At 74.1% G+C, this 20,991-nt stretch carries 19 protein-coding genes and 2 pseudogenes; 4 read left to right on the top strand and 17 right to left on the bottom strand.

Annotated elements, in window-relative coordinates; translation table 11 throughout:
* Positions 1-50 precede the first annotated feature (50 nt).
* Both ABZ576_RS13040 and ABZ576_RS13045 read left to right on the top strand, forming a co-directional pair.
* Complete coding sequence (locus tag ABZ576_RS13040) at positions 51-1,241, top strand: serine hydrolase domain-containing protein (RefSeq protein ID WP_360739427.1); 1,191 nt, start codon at positions 51-53, stop codon at positions 1,239-1,241.
* Between the two features lie 153 nt (positions 1,242-1,394).
* Positions 1,395-2,144 carry a GntR family transcriptional regulator gene (locus ABZ576_RS13045; RefSeq protein ID WP_360739428.1) on the top strand — a complete coding sequence of 250 codons (750 nt, stop codon included), beginning with the start codon at positions 1,395-1,397 and terminating at the stop codon, positions 2,142-2,144.
* Here ABZ576_RS13045 and ABZ576_RS13050 read toward each other — a convergent pair.
* The 4 genes and pseudogenes from ABZ576_RS13050 to ABZ576_RS13065 all read right to left on the bottom strand — a co-directional run.
* A complete protein-coding gene (locus ABZ576_RS13050) occupies positions 2,114-2,887 on the bottom strand; it encodes a class I SAM-dependent methyltransferase (RefSeq protein WP_360739429.1) in 774 nt (257 codons plus the stop codon). The genes ABZ576_RS13045 and ABZ576_RS13050 overlap by 31 nt on opposite strands.
* A gap of 58 nt (positions 2,888-2,945) precedes the next feature.
* On the bottom strand, positions 2,946-3,410 hold the full coding sequence (locus tag ABZ576_RS13055; RefSeq protein ID WP_360739430.1) for a hypothetical protein: 465 nt from the start codon (positions 3,408-3,410) through the stop codon (positions 2,946-2,948).
* 122 nt (positions 3,411-3,532) lie between these two features.
* A complete protein-coding gene (locus tag ABZ576_RS13060) occupies positions 3,533-4,414 on the bottom strand; it encodes a hypothetical protein (RefSeq protein WP_360739432.1) in 882 nt (293 codons plus the stop codon).
* Positions 4,415-4,502: 88 nt separating this feature from the next.
* A pseudogene (locus ABZ576_RS13065) lies at positions 4,503-4,969 on the bottom strand (cytochrome P450); the annotation flags it as partial.
* Between the two features lie 415 nt (positions 4,970-5,384).
* Here ABZ576_RS13065 and rho point away from each other — a divergent pair.
* Together rho and ABZ576_RS13075 are read left to right on the top strand one after the other, a co-directional pair.
* Entirely contained in the window at positions 5,385-6,533 is a 1,149-nt protein-coding gene (gene rho / locus ABZ576_RS13070) for a transcription termination factor Rho (RefSeq protein WP_360739433.1), read from the top strand.
* Positions 6,534-6,988: 455 nt separating this feature from the next.
* Positions 6,989-7,732: pseudogene (locus tag ABZ576_RS13075) on the top strand (serine hydrolase); the annotation flags it as partial.
* 11 nt (positions 7,733-7,743) lie between these two features.
* Here the strand turns inward: ABZ576_RS13075 and ABZ576_RS13080 are convergent.
* The 13 genes from ABZ576_RS13080 to ABZ576_RS13140 all read right to left on the bottom strand — a co-directional run bounded on the left by ABZ576_RS13080 (position 7,744) and on the right by ABZ576_RS13140 (position 20,951).
* Positions 7,744-9,156: a glycosyltransferase 87 family protein gene (locus tag ABZ576_RS13080; RefSeq protein ID WP_360739434.1), complete on the bottom strand. Its 1,413-nt coding sequence runs from the start codon at positions 9,154-9,156 to the stop codon at positions 7,744-7,746.
* The gene (mptB, locus tag ABZ576_RS13085) at positions 9,153-10,547 is read right to left on the bottom strand and encodes a polyprenol phosphomannose-dependent alpha 1,6 mannosyltransferase MptB (protein ID WP_360739436.1); all 1,395 of its coding nucleotides are present in this window, start codon (positions 10,545-10,547) and stop codon (positions 9,153-9,155) included. The genes ABZ576_RS13080 and mptB overlap by 4 nt, the downstream gene beginning before the upstream one ends.
* A 169-nt stretch (positions 10,548-10,716) precedes the next feature.
* Positions 10,717-11,655 (bottom strand): glutaminase, encoded by a 939-nt coding sequence (locus ABZ576_RS13090; protein WP_360739593.1) that lies wholly within the window; start codon positions 11,653-11,655, stop codon positions 10,717-10,719.
* Positions 11,656-11,705: 50 nt separating this feature from the next.
* Positions 11,706-13,115 (bottom strand): aspartate ammonia-lyase, encoded by a 1,410-nt coding sequence (aspA, locus tag ABZ576_RS13095; protein ID WP_360739437.1) that lies wholly within the window; start codon positions 13,113-13,115, stop codon positions 11,706-11,708.
* 129 nt (positions 13,116-13,244) lie between these two features.
* Positions 13,245-14,261, bottom strand: coding sequence for an asparaginase (locus ABZ576_RS13100; protein WP_360739595.1), 1,017 nt, complete (start codon positions 14,259-14,261; stop codon positions 13,245-13,247).
* A gap of 137 nt (positions 14,262-14,398) precedes the next feature.
* Positions 14,399-15,076, bottom strand: coding sequence for a FadR/GntR family transcriptional regulator (locus tag ABZ576_RS13105; RefSeq protein ID WP_360739597.1), 678 nt, complete (start codon positions 15,074-15,076; stop codon positions 14,399-14,401).
* Between the two features lie 172 nt (positions 15,077-15,248).
* Complete coding sequence (locus ABZ576_RS13110; RefSeq protein ID WP_360739438.1) at positions 15,249-16,085, bottom strand: undecaprenyl-diphosphate phosphatase; 837 nt, start codon at positions 16,083-16,085, stop codon at positions 15,249-15,251.
* A 75-nt stretch (positions 16,086-16,160) separates the two neighbouring features.
* Complete coding sequence (gene crcB / locus ABZ576_RS13115; protein WP_360739440.1) at positions 16,161-16,535, bottom strand: fluoride efflux transporter CrcB; 375 nt, start codon at positions 16,533-16,535, stop codon at positions 16,161-16,163.
* Positions 16,532-16,948 carry a DUF190 domain-containing protein gene (locus ABZ576_RS13120; RefSeq protein ID WP_360739441.1) on the bottom strand — a complete coding sequence of 139 codons (417 nt, stop codon included), beginning with the start codon at positions 16,946-16,948 and terminating at the stop codon, positions 16,532-16,534. Before ABZ576_RS13120 ends, crcB (ABZ576_RS13115) begins: the two co-directional genes overlap by 4 nt.
* Positions 16,945-17,406, bottom strand: coding sequence for a fluoride efflux transporter CrcB (gene crcB, locus ABZ576_RS13125; RefSeq protein WP_360739442.1), 462 nt, complete (start codon positions 17,404-17,406; stop codon positions 16,945-16,947). The genes ABZ576_RS13120 and crcB (ABZ576_RS13125) overlap by 4 nt, the downstream gene beginning before the upstream one ends.
* A 122-nt stretch (positions 17,407-17,528) precedes the next feature.
* Positions 17,529-18,488, bottom strand: coding sequence for an SMP-30/gluconolactonase/LRE family protein (locus tag ABZ576_RS13130; protein ID WP_360739444.1), 960 nt, complete (start codon positions 18,486-18,488; stop codon positions 17,529-17,531).
* A gap of 315 nt (positions 18,489-18,803) precedes the next feature.
* Entirely contained in the window at positions 18,804-19,091 is a 288-nt protein-coding gene (locus tag ABZ576_RS13135; RefSeq protein ID WP_360739445.1) for a helix-turn-helix domain-containing protein, read from the bottom strand.
* A 297-nt stretch (positions 19,092-19,388) separates the two neighbouring features.
* Positions 19,389-20,951, bottom strand: coding sequence for a glycosyl hydrolase 53 family protein (locus ABZ576_RS13140; RefSeq protein WP_360739446.1), 1,563 nt, complete (start codon positions 20,949-20,951; stop codon positions 19,389-19,391).
* Positions 20,952-20,991 lie beyond the last annotated feature (40 nt).

A 20,991-nucleotide genomic window follows, 5' to 3' on the forward strand; every position in this document is an offset into this window, starting at 1 on the left:
GCCCGGGCCGCACCGCCGCGGCCCGGCTTCCCGGCGACGACGGAGGGCCCATGTCCGCGCACGAGCAGCAGCAGACACCGCAGACGCACGCACCGATCCACGGCCACTGTGATCCGCGCTTCGCCGCGGTGCGGGAGGCGTTCGAGGAGAACTTCCGCACCCGGGCGGAGCTCGGCGCCGCGGTGGCCGTGACCGTCGGCGGCGAGACGGTGGTCGACCTCTGGGGCGGCTGGGCGGACGCGGCGCGCACCCGGCCCTGGACCCGGGAGACGGTGGTGAACGTCTGGTCGACCACCAAGGGGCCGGTGGCCCTGTGCGCGCACGTCCTCGCCGACCGGGGCCTGCTGGACTTCGACGCCCCGGTGGCCGCGTACTGGCCGGAATTCGCCGCCGCGGGCAAGGAGAAGGTGCTCGTGCGCCACCTCCTGTCGCACCGCGCCGGGCTGGCCGGACTGCGCGAGCCGCACAGCCTGGAGGAGCTGTACGACTGGGAGCTGACCACCGCGCGGCTCGCGGCCATGGAACCCTGGTGGGAGCCCGGCACCCGGTCCGGTTATCACGCGCTGACCTACGGCTTCCTGGTCGGGGAGGTCGTGCGGCGGATCTCGGGGCTGCGGCCGGGCGCCTTCCTGGAGCGGGAGGTGACCGGGCCGCTCGGGATCGACTTCACGGTCGGCCTGCCGGCACGGGAGTACGGCCGGGCGGCGGAGCTGGTGCCTCCGCGGGCCGCGTCGCCCGCCGGACAGGAGGCGGTCTTCAAGGAGTTGGCCCCGGCCGCGGTGGCCGCCCTGACCAACCCCGCCGTCGGGGCGGCGGACGCGACCAGCCCCGGCTGGCGGGCGGCGGAGATCCCCGCGGCGAACGGGCACGGGACCGCGCGGGCGGTCGCGGCCCTGTACGGCGTCTTCGCCGGCCGCGGTGCGTACGGCGGCCGCCGGATCCTGTCCCCGGAGGCGGCGGAGCGGGTGCGGGAGGGTCAGGGCAGCTGCCGGGACCTGGTGCTGGGCGCGGGGTTCGAGGGCGAGACCGAGATCGGGCTCGGGCTGTGGCTGAGCGGGCCCCACGGGTCGTACGGCCCGAATCCGCGCGCTTTCGGCCATGACGGATTCGGCGGTTCCTGTGGGCTCGCCGACCCGGACGCGGGAGTGTCGCTGGGCTACGTCATGAACCGGATGGGCCCGCACATCGCCGACGATCCGCGCAAGACAGCGCTGGTCGACGCCCTGTACAGCGCTCTGTAAGGGCGCCTCGGCGCGCCGGGTGACGGACGTGCGCGCGGGTGGAATTCGGCCGAACCGACCGTCCACCCTTCCCCCGTGGTTTAGACCAATGCTAATTGTGGTCGCGCAACGAGCCCGAACGACTACGTCTTGTCACCGACAGGAGGGCGCGGCATGGCCCGCACCACCTCACACGATCCCTCGCCCAGCGACAGCGACAGCCGGCCCCTGTACGGACGGATCGCGGCGCTGCTCCTCGACGAACTGCGCGACGGCACCATTCCGCCCGGTGAACGGCTGCCGGGGGAACGGCACCTGGCCGCGCACTTCGGGGTCAGCCGGGAGACCGTCCGCCAGGCGCTGGAGGTGCTGCGCCGCGGCGGTCTGGTCGCCACCGACCGGCGGGGCAGCCACGCCACGCTGCCCGGCCGGCCGGTCGAGACACCGGCCTGTCTCACCTTCCCGGTGGGCGCCCGGTCGGCGGATCCGTGTGCGGTCGACCGGGCCACGGTGACCTGGGAGGCGCCGCCGCCGGAGCACGCCAGGGCCCTGGGCCTGGCCCCGCACCGGCCCACGCTGGTGCACCGCTACCAGTCGGTGGCGCCGGACGGGCGGTCGCTGCGGACGGCGGTGAGCTCGTTCTCGGCGGTGGTGCTGGCCGAGGTGGCGGAGCTGGCCCGCTACCGGAGCCGGGCCGACGGGGCCACGCCCGCGCAGCTGCGGCGGGCCTACGACTGGATGCGCAAGGCGGGGCTGACCCTGCACCACCGGGATGCCATCAGCCAGGTCGGCGACGCTTCTTCGGTGCGGGTGACGCGGCGGGTGCACGACCAGTACGCGCGCCCGCTGGAGATCACCGACCTGGTGGTCGACGCCGAACAGGACGCGCTCGTCTACGAGTTCACGCTGCCCGCCGCGGTCTGACCGCCGCCGGGCGGCGCGCCGGCCCTGCGGGCCACCACCAGCCGGGCGCGCGGGCTGCCGTCGGCCCGCCGCCCGAACTCGGGCAGGGCGGCCAGCTCGACGGTGAAACCCGCGCGCTCCAGCTCCTCCCGCACGGATCCGAGCCGGAAGGCCCGGTAGTACATGACGAAGGGGGGCCGCCACAGCGCGTTGCGCACCCGCATCACCGCGTCGAAGCCGAGCAGGAGCCAGAACGCGGGGTGGCCGGGGCGGGGCGGGGCGAACACGGGGAAGGCGAACCGGCCGCCCGGCCGCAGCACCGAGTGGACCTGTCCGAAGAGGCCCGGCAACTCCCGCGGCAGGAAGTGTCCGAACGCCCCGAAGGAGACGACGAGGTCGAACGCGGCCGTGAACGGCAGTTGCCGGGCGTCGCCGCGCACCCAGGCCATCCGGGGCCCGCCGGCGGGCCGCACCCGCTGCCGGGCGACGTCGAGCATGCCGGCGCTGAAGTCGACCCCGGTGACGCTGCGGCGGCACAGGCCGGTCAGCAGCCGTGTCCCGGCGCCGGTCCCACAGCACAGGTCGAGCCCGTCCGTGAACGGGCCGAGCGGCACCAGCGCCTTCGCCACGGAGTCCAGCACGGCGTCGGGGGTGCGGAAGGGGGTGTGATCGAACTTCGGCGCGAGCAGGTCGTACCCGCGCTCGACGGAGGACAGCGCCTGGACGGCGAGTTCGCGGAGCGTGGGGCCTTCGGGACCGTACATTCCGTCAGCCTAGTCCGCTCGTCGCGGCACCGGGGCGGCCCGTGGGCGGCGGCTCAGGTCAGCCGAAGACGTCGTGGCAGAGCTGGACGATCTCCGGTGCGGCCACCCCGTCCGCCTCACGGCACACATCGCGCATACCGACGGTGGCGGTCGGGCGCGGACGCGGGACCGGGTGCCGTGCGGGCGGCCGCCGCTGCGGGCGCGGGTGCCGTACCGGCGGGGCGGCGGGCGCCGCGGTCCGGGGCGGGGGCACGAGCCGCGCCGCGCGGACGGGCACCGGGCCCCGTCGCGGCGCGGCCGCCGGACGCGGCCGGTGCGTGCGCTCGGGGCCCGTGCGCACGAGCGCGGCGTGCCCGGCCGGTTCGCTCACCGGTGCCGTCAGGACCGACGGCCGCACCGCCGCGTCCGGGACGAGGAAGCGTCTGGAGCGGGCGGTGTCGGGGGCTTGGGCGGAGCTGACGGTGGTGCAGCCGGCGACGCTCATCAGCGCCGCCACCAGCAGCGGAAGAAGTCGGCGAGGCACCCTCTCACTCTGCCGTACCGCGCGCGGTCACGGTCCGCGTTCCGCGGCGGCACCACCCCGACGGGCGATCGGCCCGGTCGGGGCGACGCGCGCGGGCGCGCCCGCCTCCCCCCACCGCCGGGTCAGTCCCGGAGCTGCCGCAGGGTGGCCTTGGCGTCGGTCTTCAGCCAGTCGGAGACGTCGGTGAGGGCGGGCGGGTCCTTGTCCTCGTCGTACGAGCTGAGATAGGTGCTGTACGCCATCGTGTACGTCACCCATCCGTCGCGGACGGCGAGCGTGGCGTACCGGGAGCCGCTGGAGGACCCGTTCGTGGTGTCATGGCTGACCAGGTACGCCTCGTCACCGATGCCCTCGACGGAATCGACGTCGTAACCCGTGTGGCTCTCCCCGTAGTTCTTCCAGGTGGCGGTGAACTCCGGCGCGGGGTCGGTCTTCTTGTGCAGGTCCAGCTGCAGGGTGAGGTAGGCGTCCGCGTACGTCGAGCCGGGCTTCTTCAGGCTCAGGCTGCAGTAGCTCTCGTCCAGCGCCTCGTCCTTGAGGGCGGTGTGGGTCGGCGAGGAGTCGTTCTCGGTGTACTCGTCCTTGAAGGACGAATAGTCGGCGCTGGAGCACAGATTGGAGGGGGCCGAGTAGCCGCGCAGGTCCGCGCTGTCGCTCTTCCCGCCGACGAGGAGGACACCGGCCCCCCAGGCGGCGGAGGCCACGACCGCGCCGACGGCGGCCCACAGCACCGCGCGGCCGGCCCCGCCCGCGGCCGGGGGCGGGGGCGGCACGGGTCCGTACTGGTGCTGCGGTATGTAAGGGTTCCCCGGCTGCGGCTGCGGCTGCCCCGGCACGGGCTGACCGACCAGCGTGGGCTGTGCGTGGAAGGCCCCCGCCGGGGGCGACTGCGGGTGGGGGTAGGGGTAGGCCGTCGGCTGCGGCGGGACGGCGGGCTGCTGGGGGTGCTGGGGCTGCGGAGCAGGCTGGTCGGCCGGCTGCGGGGACTGCGGTGGCGTGGACATGCCGCGAAGATAGTACACGCTTGGCGGTCAAGTCCGCCGACGTCCGGGATCGTTATGGTCTGCGGACATCTGCTACGTATCGATGACGGCCGAGGGAGAGGTGGCGTGCGGTACCGGGCCGGGTGGCGCGGGTGAGGCCGAAGCGGTCGGCGTCCGGGCCGTGCGCCGCCGGATCGCGGCCGGCGGCGGAGTAGCCGGCGAGGACGGGGGTGCCGACGGGGATGAGCGTGCCTGCCACGGTCAGGTCGCGCACCGGGTAGCGGAACGGGAAGTAGCTGACCGGCGCGTCCCAGCGCAGCGTCTCCCCCACCACGTCCGCCCGGCTCGCCTCGCCCGCGCGCACCAAGGCGAGCTGGTCGGTGCGCTCTTGGCGACATCGGGGTGCTGGAGGAAGTCCCGCAGCGCCTCGTGCCCGAGTACGGCCATGCCCTCGGTGCCGCCGGGCAGCTCGACCGGGGCGACGGCGCCCTGGGCCAGCAGCCGTGCGTTGCCGGCGTGCGGGCAGCCGCCGGCGGGGTCCAGGCGGTGCGGGGTGCGGGCGGGTGAGCTCTGCACCGGATTCTCCTGACGTTCTCTTGGCAAGACGGTCGATCGCAGGCCGGGGCAGGGGGCGGCGGGAGGGTGCCCGGCGTTCACGGCGGGCGGGCCGGAATAGTCCGGCAGGGTGGCGTGTTGACGGTGGTGCGGACACGGGACCCCTGCGAGTGGTACCGTGACATCAGCACTCGTGTACGCCCACTCCTTGGGCGCCGGTGCGAGTTCCACCTCTTCACGCTGATCGCTCCGCCGTCGTCCGGATGTCCGGCGCCCGGCGCGTCAGCTTCTCCGTACCACCCCGCGGCAGGCCTTCCTCGCCGTACCCGGTGTGTCGTTCCCGCCGCCCGGAGGCAGTCGCAGACGCCTCCCGTTCGCGGCCTCTGCCCTCTCTTCCCCCTTCTTCTTCCTCGTTCGTCCGCGAAAGGACCCCACCATGACCACCACTGTCGAACACCCTCCCGAGGTACGCCAGGTTCAGCCGGACTCGCTCGTCGCCGGTGTCCTCGACGTCGACGCGCACGGGACGGGGCGGCTGCGGGGCGCCGGCCTCCTCGCCTCCCCCGCCGATCCGCAGGTCCCGCCGGCCCTGATCCGGCGCCACGGGCTGCGCAAGGGCGACCTGGTCGAAGGCGTCCCGGGCGCACAGCGGACGCTGGCCGAGGTCGCGCGCGTCAACGGCCGCGCACCCCGCGAGCTGCGCTCCCGGCGGCACTTCCACGACCTCACCCCGGTCCACCCGCACCGGCGCATCCGTCTGGAGCACCCCGCCTCCGGCCTGGCCGGACGCGTCACCGACCTGCTCGCCCCGGTCGGCAAGGGCCAGCGGGGCCTCATCGTGGCCCCGCCGAAGAGCGGCAAGACGGTGCTGCTCCAGCAGTTCGCCGCCGCCGTGGCCGGCAACCACCCCGAGTGCCGTCTGATGGTCCTCCTGCTGGACGAGCGGCCCGAGGAGGTCACCGAGATGCGCCGCTCGGTGCGCGGCGAGGTGTACGCCTCCACCTTCGACCGGCCGGCCAAGGAACACATCGCCCTCGCCGACCTGGTCGTGGAGCGGGCCAAGCGCCTGGTGGAGGCCGGCGAGGACGTCGTCGTCCTGCTGGACTCGCTGACCCGGCTGTGCCGGGCCCACAACAACGCCTCCGCCGCCGGCGGCCGGACCCTGAGCGGGGGTGTGGACGCAGGTGCGCTGCTCGGCCCCAAGCGGTTCTTCGGTGCCGCGCGCCAGGCCGAGGAGGGCGGCTCGCTGACCATCCTCGCCACGGCCCTGGTGGACACCGGCTCCCGTGCCGACGGCTACTTCTTCGAGGAGCTGAAGAGCACGGGCAACATGGAACTCCGCCTGGACCGGGACCTCGCCGCCCGCCGCCTCTTCCCCGCCGCCGACATCGACGCCACCGGCACCCGGCGCGAGGAACTCCTGCACGGTGCCGCCGAGTTGGCGGCCGTACACGGCCTGCGCCGCGCCCTGCGCGCCCGGGAGAACGGACCGTCGCCGCTGGCGACGCTCCTGGAGCGGCTGCGCGCCACACCGGACAACGCCGCGTTCCTGCGACGCGTCCTGCCCACCCTGCCGGCCGGCTGAGACCGGACCGCGCACTGCCGGGCAGGAGCGTCCGGGCAGGGCTGCGGCGGCCGGGGAGGTTCCGGCCGCCGCGCACGGCCGCAGGGCTGGCAGGGGAGGTCTCCGGCCGCCGCGCAGGGCCGGCAGGGGCGCGGGGCGCGTGGGCCGGTTCGGGTGGGCCGGTTCGGGTGAGCCGGTTCGGGTGAGCCCGGTGCCCGTGGGCCGCGCGGGGGCCGCGCATGGGCCGCATGGGGGCCGGGTGTGGCATCCGGGTTGCTCGGCGACCCGAACGGCCCGGCCGGCATGGTGCGGGCGGGCGATGTTCGTAGGTTGATCATATGGTCACCGGAATCTCATGTCGCGCGGCTGTGTCGGCCTGCTCCCTCTGTGTGGCGGGTCTGCTGGTGCTCACGCCGGCCGCCGCCGCCACCGGGCCCTGGGCCGGGGAGCCCGCCCCGCCCCACCCCCGGGCGGCGATGCCCGGGCCGTCCCTCCTCTACCGCTCCGGCATCCAGGTCCGGCCGCACCGGGGCGCGCCCGGACTGCCGGACGTCTCGGCGCTGTCCTGGCTCGTCGCCGACGCCGGCACCGGAGAGGTGCTGGCCGCGAACGACGCGCACCGCGAACTGCCGCCCGCGAGCACCCTGAAGACGCTGTTCGCCCTCACCGTGCTGCCGGCGCTGCCCAGCGGGCTGCAGCACACCGTGCGGTACGAGGAGCTGGAGGACGTCGGCGAGGGCAGCAGCCTCGTGGGCGTCGAGGAGGGACACACCTACCAGGTGGCCGACCTGTGGCGCGGGGTGTTCCTCAGCTCCGGGAACGACGCCGTGCACGTGCTGGCCGAGCTGGGCGGCGGCTGGCGGGCCACGGCCGCCCGCATGCAGGCCAAGGCCCGCTCGCTCGGCGCGCTGGACACCCATGTCGTCTCCCCGGACGGCTACGACGCCCCCGGCCAGGTGTCCTCCGCCTACGACCTGGCGGTGTTCGGCCGGGCCGGCCTCGCCGACCCCGACTTCGCCCGGTACTGCGCCACCCTCCAGGCCGATTTCCCCGGTGACGGGTCGTCGTACCCGATCGAGAACACCAACCGGCTGCTGACCGGCGAGGACGGGGTGGCGCCGTACCCCGGGCTGATCGGGATCAAGAACGGCTACACCAGCAACGCGGGCAACACGCTGGTGGCGGCGGCCCGCCGCGGCGGGCGCACCCTGGTGGTCAGCGTGCTGAACCCTCAGAGCGACGAGGGCTTCACCGTGTACGAGGAGGCCCGCGCGCTGCTCGACTGGGGCTTCGACGCGGCCGGACGGGTGGACCCGGTCGGTTCGCTGGACGGGCTGCGCACCCCGTCCCGTACGGCGGCGTCCGCCACGCCGGTGGCGGCGGCCGTGGCATCGGACGACGACTCGGGCTGGTCCGCCACCGCGGTCGTCGCGGGGCTGTCCGGGCTCGGCGCCGGTGCCGTCGCGCTGGCGCTGCGCGCCAAGGGCGGGCGGGCGGCGCGCGGCTGACCCGCCGGCAGGCCGAGCAACAGGCCCAGCGCGATCCACGCATAGGCGTTGCCACCGAGGAAGCCGTCGAGGCCGGAGGCGTCGTCGGACCACAGCCAGACCACGCTCGTGCACGGCACGGCGTACACGGCGGCCGCGGTCCGCGGGCGGCCGGCCCGCAGCAGCACCGCGAACGAGGGCAGCAGCCACACCAGATGGTGCACCCAGGTGACCGGGCTGACCAGGCAGGCCGCCGCACCGGTGAGCGCGAACGCCGCCGTCCAGTCACCGGCGGCGACCGCCCGGCGGCCGCGCCAGACCCAGACGCACAGGGTGAGCAGGACCGCCGTCGCCCACAGCGGGCGGCCGGTCTCGCCGAGCCGGGCCAGCACCCCTTGCAGGGACTGGTTCGAGACGTAGTCGAGGCGGCCGACGCGGCTGGTGTCCCACAGCGCCTCGGTCCAGTAGAAGCGGGAGGCCGCCGGGTCCGCCCAGGCGGCCAGCGCGGTCGCGGCGGCGGCGACGGCCGCGGCGGTCCCGGCCGCCCGCCGGCGCCCGGCGAGCAGCAGCAGGCCGATGAACAGGGCGGGTGTGAGCTTCACGGCGGCGGCGAGGCCGATCCCGGCGCCCGCCCAGCGGCCCCTGCCACTCGCCAGGAGCAGGCAGTCGCCGAGGACGAGGGCGAGCAGCACCAGGTTCACCTGGCCGAAGCCGAAGGTGTCCCGCAGCGGCTCGAACAGGGCGAGCAGGCACAGGCACAGCGCCCACCGGTACCAGCCCTGGCGCCGCCGTTGCGGTCCGGCCAGCACGCGCAGGACCACCGCGAGCGCGGCCAGGTTCACCAGCAGGGACACCACGATCGCGGTGGTCCGGCCGAGCAGGGCCAGCGGCAGCATGGCGACGGCGGCGAACGGCGGGTAGGTGAAGCCGTACCCGGTGCCCGGCACCCGGTAGTCGTAGATCCGGCCGCCGTGGTGCGCCCAGGTGTGCACGGTGCCGTAGTAGACCCGCAGGTCGAAGAAGTCCCGCAGCAACGGAACGGTCGCCGTGAACGCGGTCACCGCCGCCGCTGTGAGCAGGACGAGAACCAGCCGGCCGCGGTCCGTGCGCGGCCACCGCGTCCCGGGCGGCCCCGGCCGCTCCCCCGGCGCCGTCATGCGGTGCGTCCCGGGGCCGGGGCCTGCGCGGCCTGGTGGGCCTGCCAGAGCACGACCGCACCGAGCGCCCCGCCGGAGACGGCGAGCACCAGCTGCCCCAGGTCGGCCGGGCCGCCGCTGGGCAGTACGGCCAGGGCGAGCACCCCCGCCAGCGCGGCCGCCCGGTGCCGTACGGAGGTGCTGGGCGCGGCCGCGGCGATGAGGAACAGCCCCCACAGCACGTACCAGGGCCGCAGTGCCGGGCCGAAGGCGGCGACCGCGAGCAGGCTCAGGCCGAGCGCGTACACCGGCCGGACGCGCAGCCGCCGCCAGGTCAGCAGGACGGCTACGGCGGTGGCCGCGAGGCCGAGCAGATGCCAGGCCGGCACGGCCAGCGGGGCCAGGCCGCTGCCGAGGTGGGCGAGCAGGGCGCCGGTGGCGCGGCCGAGCAGACTGGTCAGCGCCCAGTTGTGGGGGGAGACCGGGGTGTCGAGGGCACCGATCCAGCCGTAGCCGGTGCCGACGACGGCGGTGGCGGCCACCGTCGTCGCGGCGGCGGCCGCCGCCGTGGCCAGGACCGCGGGCAGCGGCCGGCGGCCGGAGCGCACACCCAGGGCCACGACGGCCGCAAGGCCGAGCGCCGCCGGTGCCTTGACCAGGGCGGCGAGAGCGACGAGTACGGCGCCGGCGGCGGGTCCGCGGGCGCGCGCGGCGACCAGGCCCAGGCCGAGCAGGCCGAGCATGAGCGCGTCGTTGTGGGCGCCCGCGACCAGGTGCAGCAGGACGAGCGGGTTGAGGGCGCCGAGCCACAGGGCGGCGGCCGGGTCGGCGCCGCTGTGCCGGGCGAGGCGGGGCAGCGCCACGGCCATGAGGGCCACGCCGAGCAGGGCGGCCAGGCGCATGCCGAGCAGGCCCGCGGGCACTTCACCGTGGGTCAGCGCGGACAGCGCGCCGGCCAGGGCCAGGAAGGCGGGGCCGTAGGGGGCGCCGGTGTGCCGCCACATCGGGGCGACCTCGTCGGCGAGCGGGCCGCCAAGCCGGGCCGGCCCCTGCGCGTAGACGTCCATGTGGGCGTCGACCATGGCCCCCTGTGCGAGATAGCTGTACACGTCACGGCTGAACAGCGGCGGGGCGAGCAGCAGCGGGGCCGCCCACACGGCCAGCACCAGCAGCAGCGCGCGCGGGCCGGGCGGCCGCGGGCCGCGTACCAGGCGGCCGAGGAGCAACCAGGCGGCGGTCAGGAGAACGACCCCGAAGTACACCCCGACCAGGCCGAGCGCGGCCTGCGCGGATGCGGGCGCCGGCAGGTCCCGGACGGGCAGGGCGCCGGCCGTCTCACCGCCCAGCGCGAGGGAGGCCGTCCCGGCCAGGCCCAGCACCTGGCAGTGGCGGAGGTCGACGGGAAATGCCATGGCCAACACTCGGGCAGCGTGTCAACGCCGGATGGCCGGAAGGAGACGCCGGCCCTGCCGGGCGGGGGCCGCGACACGACCGCTGGGTGGAGTGCGGGGACGCGCCGCCGCCGCACGGGCCCCCGCGTTTCCACGGAAGACCGGCGGCGGCCGGCTCCCGCCGGCCCGGTCAGAACACCGACAGTCCGGTCAGGGTCGTGAAGCGGTCCAGGGCCGCCACGCCGGCCACCGAGTTGCCGCGTTCGTCCAGGCCCGGGCTCCACACGCACAGCGTGCACCGGCCGGGCACCACGGCGATGATCCCGCCGCCGACCCCGCTCTTGCCGGGCAGGCCGACCCGGTAGGCGAAGTCGCCGGCCGCGTCGTACGTGCCGCAGGTGAGCATGACGGCGTTGACCTGCTTGGCCTGGCTGCGGCTGAGCAGCCGGCTGCCGTCGGCGCGGACGCCGTGCCGGGCCAGGAAGCCGGTGGCCAGCGCCAGGTCGGCGCAGGACGCGGCGAGGGAACACTGCCGGAAGTACTGGTCGAGCAGAACCGGGACGTCGTTGTCGATGTTGCCGTAGGAGGCCATGAAGTGGGCGAGCGCGGCGTTGCGGTCGCCGTGCGCGGTCTCGGAGGCGGCGACCTCCTCGTCGAAGTCGAGGGCGGGGTTGCCGCTCTCGGCGCGCAGGAAGGCCAGCAGTTCTCCGGCCGCGTCCCCGGTACGGGTCTGGAGGCGGTCGGTGACGACGAGGGCACCCGCGTTGATGAAAGGATTCCGCGGAATGCCGTTCTCGTACTCCAGCTGGACCAGCGAGTTGAACGGGTTGCCGGACGGCTCCCGCCCCACGTGCTCCCACAGTTCGTCGCCCTCCCGGGCCAGGTCCAGGGCGAGCGTGAAGACCTTGGTGATCGACTGCGTGGAGAACGGCTGCCGCCAGTCCCCCACCCCGTACACCGTGCCGTCGAGCTCGGCGACGGCCATACCGAAACTGCGCGGGTCACGGGCCGCGAGGGCAGGGATGTAGTCGGCGGGGCGGCCGCGTCCGGGGGTACGGCTGACCTCCTCGGCGATGCGCTCCAGGACCGGCAGGAAGGCGTGGGACGACGTCGTTGTCATGATCACCATTGTGCCCGCCGGCCGGTCCGGCAGCGTCATCGGGAGGGTGTCGCCGCAGGTCAGGCGGCCGGTGCCCCGCTGCCCGCGACGACCTCCGGGCGCAGCAGGTCGGCGAGCCTCTCGGCCGGCAGCAAGCCCTTCTCCAGCACCAGTTCGGCCACGCCGCGGCCGGTGACGAGGGCCTCCTTGGCGATGTCGGTGGCCGCCGTGTAGCCGATGTGCGGGTTGAGGGCGGTGACCAGGCCGATGGAGTTCTCGACGGTCGCGCGCAGCCGCTCGGTGTTGGCGGTGATCCCGGACACGCAGCGCTCGGCGAGGGTGCGGCAGGCGCTCTCCAGGTGCGTGATCGACTCCGACAGGGAGTGCAGGATGACCGGCTCGAAGGCGTTGAGCTGGAGCTGCCCGGCCTCGGCGGCCATGGTGATGGCGACGTCGTTGCCGATCACCTCGAAGGCGACCTGGTTGACGACCTCGGGGATGACCGGGTTGACCTTGCCCGGCATGATCGAGGAACCGGCCTGCACGGGCGGCAGGTTGATCTCGCCGAGGCCGGCGCGCGGCCCCGACGACAGCAGGCGCAGGTCGTTGCAGCTCTTGGAGAGCTTGACCGCGACGCGCTTGAGCACGCCGGACATCTGGACGAAGGCGCCGCAGTCCTGGGTGGCCTCGACCAGGTTGACGGCCGTGACCAGCGGGAGGCCGGTGATGGCGGCGAGGTGCCGGCGGGCGGCCTCGGCGTAGCCGGCGGGCGCGTTGAGGCCGGTGCCGATGGCCGTGGCGCCCAGGTTGATCTCGTGGATCAGCTCGACGGCCTCGGCAAGACGGCTGCGGTCCTCCTCGATCATGACGGCGAACGCGGAGAACTCCTGCCCGAGCGTCATGGGGACCGCGTCCTGCAACTGCGTACGGCCCATCTTGAGCACGTCACGGAACTCGACGGCCTTCCGGGCGAACGCGTCCTGCAGGACGGCCATCGCCTTGAGCAGTCCGTGCACCGCGAAGACCGTCGCTATCTTGACGGCGGTCGGGTAGACGTCATTGGTCGACTGGCCGAGGTTGACGTCCTCGTTGGGGTGCAGAAGCGTGTACTGCCCCTTGGCGTGGCCGAGCAGCTCCAGCGCACGGTTGGCCACGACCTCGTTGGCGTTCATGTTGGTGGACGTGCCGGCCCCGCCCTGGATGACGTCGACGACGAACTGGTCGTGCAGCTCGCCGGCCCGGATCTCGCGGCAGGCTGCGACGATCGCGGCGGCCTTCTCGGGCGCCAGCAGCCCGAGCTCCTCGTTGGCGAGGGCGGCTGCCTCCTTGACGGCGGCCAGGGCGTCGATCAGGTGCGGGTAGGCGGAGATCGGGGTGCCCGTGATGGGGAAGTTCTCCGTCGCGCGCAGGGTGTGGATGCCCCAGTACGCGTCGGCGGGGACGTCACGGTCGCCGAGCAGGTCGTGCTCGGAGCGGGTGGCGGCGGTCATGAGGGGGTGGGTCCTCTTCCTGGGTACGGGGGTGGGAGCGGCCCGGCAGGGGGCGGGGGGAAGTGCGTGATCGTCGACGGGCGGGCCGCGGACCGGTGCGCGCGGCCACGGACGACGGCGGACCGGTGACTACACGCCGGCGGTGACGGCGACCGGGTCCAGCGCACGCACGGGCCGCACACACCCCACCGGCTCCCCGCCCCCGAGCAGCGGCTCCCCCGCGAACTCGGTGAGCAGCGCCGGATCGACGCCCGCGCGGGCCAGCGCGGCGGCCGCCACCGGGATGCGGGCCCGGTTCGCCCCGTCGGCTATCTTCACGGCGACCGCCGTGCCGTCGGGCAGCGCGGCCACCTGGACGCCCTCGAAGCCGTCCTTGGCGAGCAGACCCGGCACGGCCCGCATGAGCGCGGCGACGTCCCGGCCGGAGCCGGACGCCATCTCGGCGTGGTCGCGCATCGCGTCGGCGACCCGGGCCTCGGGCGTGCCGGGCGCGGCGGAGGTGATCCGGGCGAGGGCGCGGGCGAGGCCGTGCAGGGAGACTGCGAACAGCGGGGCGCCGCAGCCGTCCACGGTCACCCGGGCCACGCGCTGGCCGGTCAGCTCCTCGACGGTCGCGGCGATGCCCTGCTGGAGCGGGTGCGCGGGGTCGAGGTAGTCCGTCAGGGACCAGCCGTTGAGCTTGGCCGTCCAGAGCATCGCCGCGTGCTTGCCGGAGCAGTTCTGGGCGAGTCGGGAGGGCCGCCGGCCGCCCCGCACCCAGGCGTCCCGGACGGCCGGATCGAACGGCATGTCGGGCACGTTGCGCAGGTCGTCCTCGGTGAGCCCGGCGAGTCGGAGGATGCGCCGGGTGCCGGCGAGGTGGCGCTCCTCGCCGGAGTGGCTGGCGGCGGCCAGCGAGAGCAGTTCGCCGTCGAGCGGGAGTCCGGCCCGCAGCATCGCCACGGCCTGGACGGGTTTGAGGGCCGAGCGCGGGTAGAAGGCGGCCTCGATGTCGCCGAGCTGGAACCGCACCCGGCCGTCGGCGCCGAGCACGACGACGGAGCCGTAGTGGATGCCCTCGACGACCCCGCCGCGGACCAGGTGGGCGACGGGGGCGTGGAGGGGTTCGCGGACGACGGGTGCGTCGACGGGGGAACTGCTGTGCATCACTGCCTGCATCATGGGATCGGGGTCGGCCGGAACGCGGATCACGCGTCGGCGCCGGTGGACGTGCGGGTGGTCGGCGTCGGGGGCGTCGGTACGGCCGGAGCAGGGAAGTGTCCCGTCCTCGGGTGGCCGCTCGCTCATGCCTCGGGTGCGCCTTCCGCGGGGCGGTTCGTCCGCCGGGGACGGACGATGTCGGTGAGGGTCGTCTCGACGCGGTCCAGATGGTGGCTCATGGCCTCCACCGCGTCGTGCTCGGAACCGTCGGCCAGCGCCTCGACGATCGCCCGGTGCTCGCGGTTGGACTGCTCGCGGCGCCCGCCCAGCTCGTTGAGGAAGGCCGACTGACGTGCCAGTGCGTCGCGGATCTCCTCGATCACCCGGCGGAAGACGGGGTTCTGGGCGGCCTCGGCCACGGCGAGGTGGAAGAGGGTGTCCATCGCGACCCAGGCGGTGGTGTCCGTCTCCCGCTCCATGCGGTCGAGCAGGTGGGCCAGGTGGTCCAGGTTCTCCGGGGTGCGGCGCCGGGCCGCGTATCCGGCGACCGGGATCTCGATGTGGCGGCGCACTTCGAGCAGGTCGCTGGCCGCGTAGTCGCCGAAGGTGGGGTCCTCGACGGCGTTGGCGACGACGAAGGTGCCCTTGCCGGTCCGGGAGACCGTGAGGCCCATCGTCTGGAGTGCGCGCAGTGCCTCGCGCAGCACCGGCCGGGACACCTCCAGGGCGCGGCACAGCTCGGCCTCGGAGGGGAGCTTGTCGCCGATGGCGTACTCGCCGCGTTCGATGGCGCCGCGGAGGTGGGCGAGGACCGCTTCCATGGCGCTCACGCGCCGGGGGCCACGCCCACCTGTCTGGCTGTCTGACAGGTTCACGAGTGACGATCCTGCGGGGTGCGGGCGGGGACTGTCAAGGCGACCGTATGGAGACGTTCACGGGGTACGGACGCCTGCATACAGGCATCCGCACCCCGCTGTCCGCCGGCGTCTCGGCTCAGCTGCCGAGCGTGCCCGTGCCCAGGAGGCCGAGGAGGAGGACACCGATCGCGATCCGGTAGATCACGAAGGCGTTGAAGGAGTGCTTGGCGACGAACTTGAGCAGCCAGGCGATGGAGGCGTAGGCGACCACGAAGGAGACGAGGGTGCCGACGACCAGGGGGGCGGCGCCCACGCCCGTGCCGAGCGCGTCCTTCAGCTCGTAGATGCCCGCGCCGGTCAGGGCCGGGATGCCGAGGAAGAAGGAGAGGCGGGTGGCGGCGACCCGGTCCAGGTCCAGGATGAGCGCGGTGGACATGGTGGCGCCGGAGCGGGAGAAGCCGGGGAAGAGCAGGGCGAGGATCTGGGAGCAGCCGACCCACATCGCGTCCTTGAACGACGTGTCGTCCTCCCCCCGCTTGTGCCGGCCCATCTGGTCGGCGGCCCACATCACACCCGAGCCGACGATCAGCGAGCCGGCCACCACCCACAGGGAGGCGAGCGGACCGTCGATCAGCGGCTTGGCGGCAAGGCCCACCAGGACGATCGGCACGGTGGCGGCGATCACCCACCAGGCGAACTTGTAGTCGTGGTGGTAGCGCTCCTCACGGTCGGCCAGCCCGCGGAACCAGGCGGTGACGATCCGCTTGATGTCCTTGAAGAAGTACACGAGGACAGCGGCGATGGCGCCGACCTGGATGACGGCGGAGAAGCCGACGACGGACTTGTCGTCGACGGGAATGTCCATCAGGCCCTCGGCGATCTTCAGGTGACCCGTGGAGGACACCGGCAGGAACTCGGTCACCCCCTCGACGACTCCGAGGACGACGGCCTGACCGACGGAGATGGCGCTCATGGGATCCAGTTCTGGGGAGAGTGGGTCGACAGTGCTGTGGACAGTACTTGCTGTTTCCGCCCGGACGGCAAGCGCCTAGGCCCACAGGGCGCCGGCGAGTGAGACCCCGGTGAACGCCGCCGCGAGTCCCACGAGCAGGCTCGCCACGACGTTCACGGCGGCGTAGAGGCCGGAGCCGGCCTCGGTCAGCCGCAGGGTCTCGTAGGAGAAGGTCGAGTACGTCGTCAGCGCGCCGCACAGTCCGGTACCCGCCAGGAGCTGCGTGGAGGACCCCGCGGCCCCGGCGGACGCGGCCCCCGTCAGCAGTCCGAGGACCAGACAGCCGACGACGTTCACCACGAAGGTGCCCCACGGGAAGAGCGAGTCGTGGCGGGCCTGCACGGCACGGTCGGTGAGGTAGCGCAGGGGTGCGCCGACGGCGGCTCCCGCGATGACCAGAAGCCAGTTCACAACGAGTTCTTACCCTTCGGGTCCGTTTCGTCCGGACTGGGCGTGCGCCCCGCGCCGGGGCTCCCCCCGGCCGGAGGCCGGTCGGTCCGGGGCAGGACGACCTCGCACTCCTCCAGGGTCACGAGGTGCTCGCCGACCAGTTCCGCCAGCCGCGGGAGGAACGCGCGCACCCGCTCCTCGGCGTCCACGACGACGACCGCGACCGGCAGGTCCTCGCTCAGGGACAGCAGGCGGGAGGTGTGGATGCGGGAGGAGGCGCCGAAGCCCTCGACGCCCCGGAAGGCACTGGCCCCGGCGAGCCCGGCGGCGTGCGCGCGGTGCACGATCTCGGAGTAGAGGGGCTTGTGGTGCCAGGTGTCGTTCTCGCCGACGTAGACGGTCAGCCGGAGGGCGCGGCCGGTGGGTGACGTCATCGCCGCCTCCCGGTCAGCAGCCGGCGGGCGGCGGCCGAGGCGAGCCAGACCGCCGCGAGCGCCGCGCACAGCGTCGCGGCGAGGTAGGCGAGCGCGAGGCCGGGGCGGCCACCGTCGAGCAGCTTGCGGGTGTCGACCGCGTAGGTGGAGAACGTGGTGAAGCCGCCGAGGACGCCGGTGCCGAAGAACGGGCGCAGGAGGCGGTGGGCGGCCCACACGTCCGTGATCAGCACCATGAACACTCCCATGACCGCGCAGCCGGAGACGTTCGTCCAGAACGTCGCCCAGGGGAAACCGCCGGGAGGCGTGGGCCAGGCGAGGGTGAGCGCGTAGCGGGCCAGGGCGCCGAGCGCGCCGCCGAGCGCCACGACCGCGACGACGGGGGCCTGGCCACGCCAGGCGGGCCGCCCCGGTGCCACCGGGCGGGTGCCGAGGGTCTTCGGTTCCGGCGCCGACATGCTCGTACATCTCCTGTTCGGGCCCTGCCCCCGGGGTGATCACGGCCGGGACCAGGGTACCGCCGTCGCGGCGGGCGGCGGGCTTCGCGCATGCGGCCGCACCGGCCTGCCGGAAGCTGCCGTCAGCGGGCGGCGGGCTTCGCGCAGACGGCCACACCGGCCTCCCACAGGCTCCCGAGCACCAGGTGGCCGCCGGTCGCGCAGACACTCGTGACCATGCGGAAGCCGGAGCGCCGGCGGGTCAGGTGGTGCACCGTCCGGCCCCGGTCGTCGACGGCGACGACGCCCACGGTCCGGCTCGGGCGGTACGGCGCGCGCACGGCGGCCCGGGCGGCGCCGCGGCGGACGGCCGGGCGGGCGCGGTGCAGCAGGTCCAGCGGGGGGACGCGGGGACTGGCGAGGGCGACCCAGACCGGCCCGTCGGGGCCTTCGCGCCAGAGGTTGTCCGGCATGCCGGGGAGGTCGGCGAAGGGCTCTGCCTGTCCGGCGCGGGGGCCGGTGAGCCGGTAGCGGGTGAGGCGGCAGGAGCCGCTCTCCGCGATCACCAGGAAGGAGCCGTCGCCGCTCGGGGCGAGCCCGTTGGCGAACTGGAGGCCCTCCAGCAGGACCTCCGGCTCCCCGCCCCCGGGAGCGAGCCGCAGCAGGCGCCCGGTGCCGGTGTGTTCGACGATGTCGCCGATCCACCGGTCCAGTGGATGGCGGCGGCTGGACACGGTGACGTACACGGTGCCGTCGGGCAGGGCGACGGCGTTGCTGCAGAAGCGGAGCCGCTCCCCCGCCACCGAGTCGGCGAGGACCCGGACGGTGCCGTCCTCCGGGCCCACGCGCAGCAGGCCGCGTTCGGCGTCGCACACCAACAGGTCGCCGCAGGGGAGGATTTCGAGTCCGAGCGGACGGCCGCCGGTCTCGGCCAGCACCTCCACGCGGGCCGTGAGCGGGTCACCGACGTGGTGGACGCGGAGGATGCGCCCGTCCGCCACTCCGGTCAGCACGCGTCCGTGCGCGTCGGCGACGACGTCCTCGGGGCCGAGGGCGCCCAATGAGACGTAGTGGAGCGGCACGAGTGGCGAGGCTCGGTCCATGTGCGGTCCCTTCTCCGTGGCGTCCCTGAACGGTGGGGTCACGAACGGTGGGGTCACGAACGGTGGGGTCCCCGAACGATGGGGTCCCCGAACCGTGGAGTCCCCGAACCGTGGAGCCCTCGAACCGTGGGGGCGGCCCGTACCGCTCCGCGCGGGCCTCGGCCGGTACGCCCGGTGTGCCGCGCGTGCGCCCGGCCCCGCGGGCGGCGGGCCCCGGGCGGGGCGGCGGACGGCGGGCAGGGGGCGGCGGACGGCGGTGTCCCGCACCGCCGGGGTGGCCCTCCGCCGGAGCCGCCGGCCCGCGGCCCGGCCGTGTCACCACCCCTTCTCGAACATCCGGGCCACCTCGGCGATACGGACCTCGTCGCGGCGGTAATAGGTGCGGCAGCGGACCCGGCGGGTGCGCAGGACACCGAGGCGGGTGAGGAAGTCGAGGTGGGTGACGGCGGTCCGGCGGGGCACGCCGAGCTTGGCGGCGAGCGCCCGCGCCGTGACGCCGGGGTCGCGGGGGTCGCGGTGGCGCGCGTCCGGGAAGTGGACGTCCGGGTCCTTGAGCCAGTCCAGGATGGTCTGCCGCATCCGGCCCGAGGGAGTTCCCGTCATCCGTCCGCCCTCCGTCCCCGGCCTCCTCGTACGCAGTGTTCCCACTGTGGCGGCGGCGACGCGGTCACGTCCCGGACTCGCTCCCGCTTGTCCGGTACCGAACGGCCGTGCGACCGATGAACGATGCCGGCGCCCCGGGAACACGGCGAGGGCCCGGTCGCGGCGTGCGACCGGGCCCGGTACGCGGGAGCTCCATCGTGGCCGGACCACGTCATGCAGGGCGCGGGCCGGTGCCGGCTGGACCACGTCGTGCAGGCGCAGCCCGGCGATGGCTGAACCAGGCGGCGCAGGCGAGGCTCAGCGGTGGCTGAACCACGTCATGGAGGAGAGCGCCTTGTCGTCGTAGCCGAACAGGGCCTGGTTCTCCCAGCCGTTGCCGGAGCCGGGGTCGGCCGGGTCCCAGCCGTTGCCGGTGACGGCGGTCCAGGTGGCCTCCCAGTAGAAGACGCCGAGACCGCGGCCGTTCGGAACGGCCTCCACGATGCTCGTCACGTCCTTCATCCACTTGGTCTGCCCGGCCACGGTCGCCGGGTAGCCGGGGACGAGCTCGCCGCCGGTGTCGATCTGGTTGGTGAGCGGGTCGTCGCTGTCCAGGCGGAAGGGGTAGGCGGTCTCGGCGACGAACACCGGCTTGCCGTAACGGGCCGCCGCGTCGTCCAGGGTGGCCTGGAAGTCGGAGAGCGGTCCGTGCCAGTAGCCGTAGTACGACAGCCCGATCGCGTCGAACCTCACCCCCTTGGCGACGGCGTTGTCGAACCACCACTCGGTGCCGGCCTTGTCCCCGCCCTTGGCCAGGTGCAGCGCGACGGGGGTGGACGAGTTGACCGCCTTGACGGCGTCGTAGCCGGAGTTGATCAGCCCTGCGAGCTGGCTCCAGTTGTCCGTCGACCCTTCGGACCAGAGCATGCCGCCATTGATCTCATTGCCCACCTGGACCATGTCGGCGGTGGTGCCTTGAGCCTTCAAGGCACTCAAGACGTCGTACGTGTGGTTGTACACGTCCGTCTTGAGTTGACTGTATGTATGGCCCATCCAAGCGGCCGGCTTGGTCTGCTGGCCGGGATCGGCCCAGCTGTCCGAGTAGTGGAAGTCCACCAGCAGCTTCATGCCCTGCGCCTTGACGCGCTTGGCCGTCGCGAGGACGTGTGCCTTGTCGTTGAAGCCGTCGGCCGGGTTCACCCACACCTTCAGCCGCGCGTAGTTCATGCCGGACGACTTCAGGATGGAGACCGCGTCGCCGGTGGCGCCGGAGCCGGTCCGGTAGACGCCGCCCTTGGCCTCGCTCTTGGCGAGGGAGGAGATGTCGGCGCCGTGGATGGATGTACCCGTGGTGCCGGAAGTGAGGGTGAGGTCGTCAACATTGATCCAGTTGCCGGCGTTGGCGTCACTGTTGACGCTGATGGTGCACTGGTTGTTGCTCACCTTGACCGGCGTGACGATCCGTATCCACCCCGTGGACGAGATCGGCAGATCCGTGCGCTGTTCGGTACCGCCGCAGTTCTTGAGCGCCATGTACGCCGCGTTCTGCCCGCCGCCGGAGCGGACCCACGCGGTCAGCGTGTAGTTTCCGTTGGCCAGTCCGGACAAGTACTGGTACGTCTCCACCTTGTAGGCGGACGACGCGTAGTGGGTGAGGCGGTAACTCCCGCCGTGCCCGCCGGACTCGGTGAACGAGGCGCCGGTGTCGCCGTACTCGGACCAGCCGGTGGGCACGGCCGCGCCGGTACCGTCGGACTCGAAGCCGCCGTTGGCGAGGGTGGTCGCGGCCTGGGCGCTCTGGGCGGGCAGGGCGGTGAGGGCGAGCCCGGCCGCGAGCGGCGGCAGCAGGGCTCTGATGGTGCGTCCGGGATGGAACTTCATCGTCCGTCGTCCCTTCGACGTAACTGGGGAGGGGCCTCCG

The organism is Streptomyces sp. NPDC013455, from assembly GCF_040632975.1.
GTDB lineage: Bacteria > Actinomycetota > Actinomycetes > Streptomycetales > Streptomycetaceae > Streptomyces.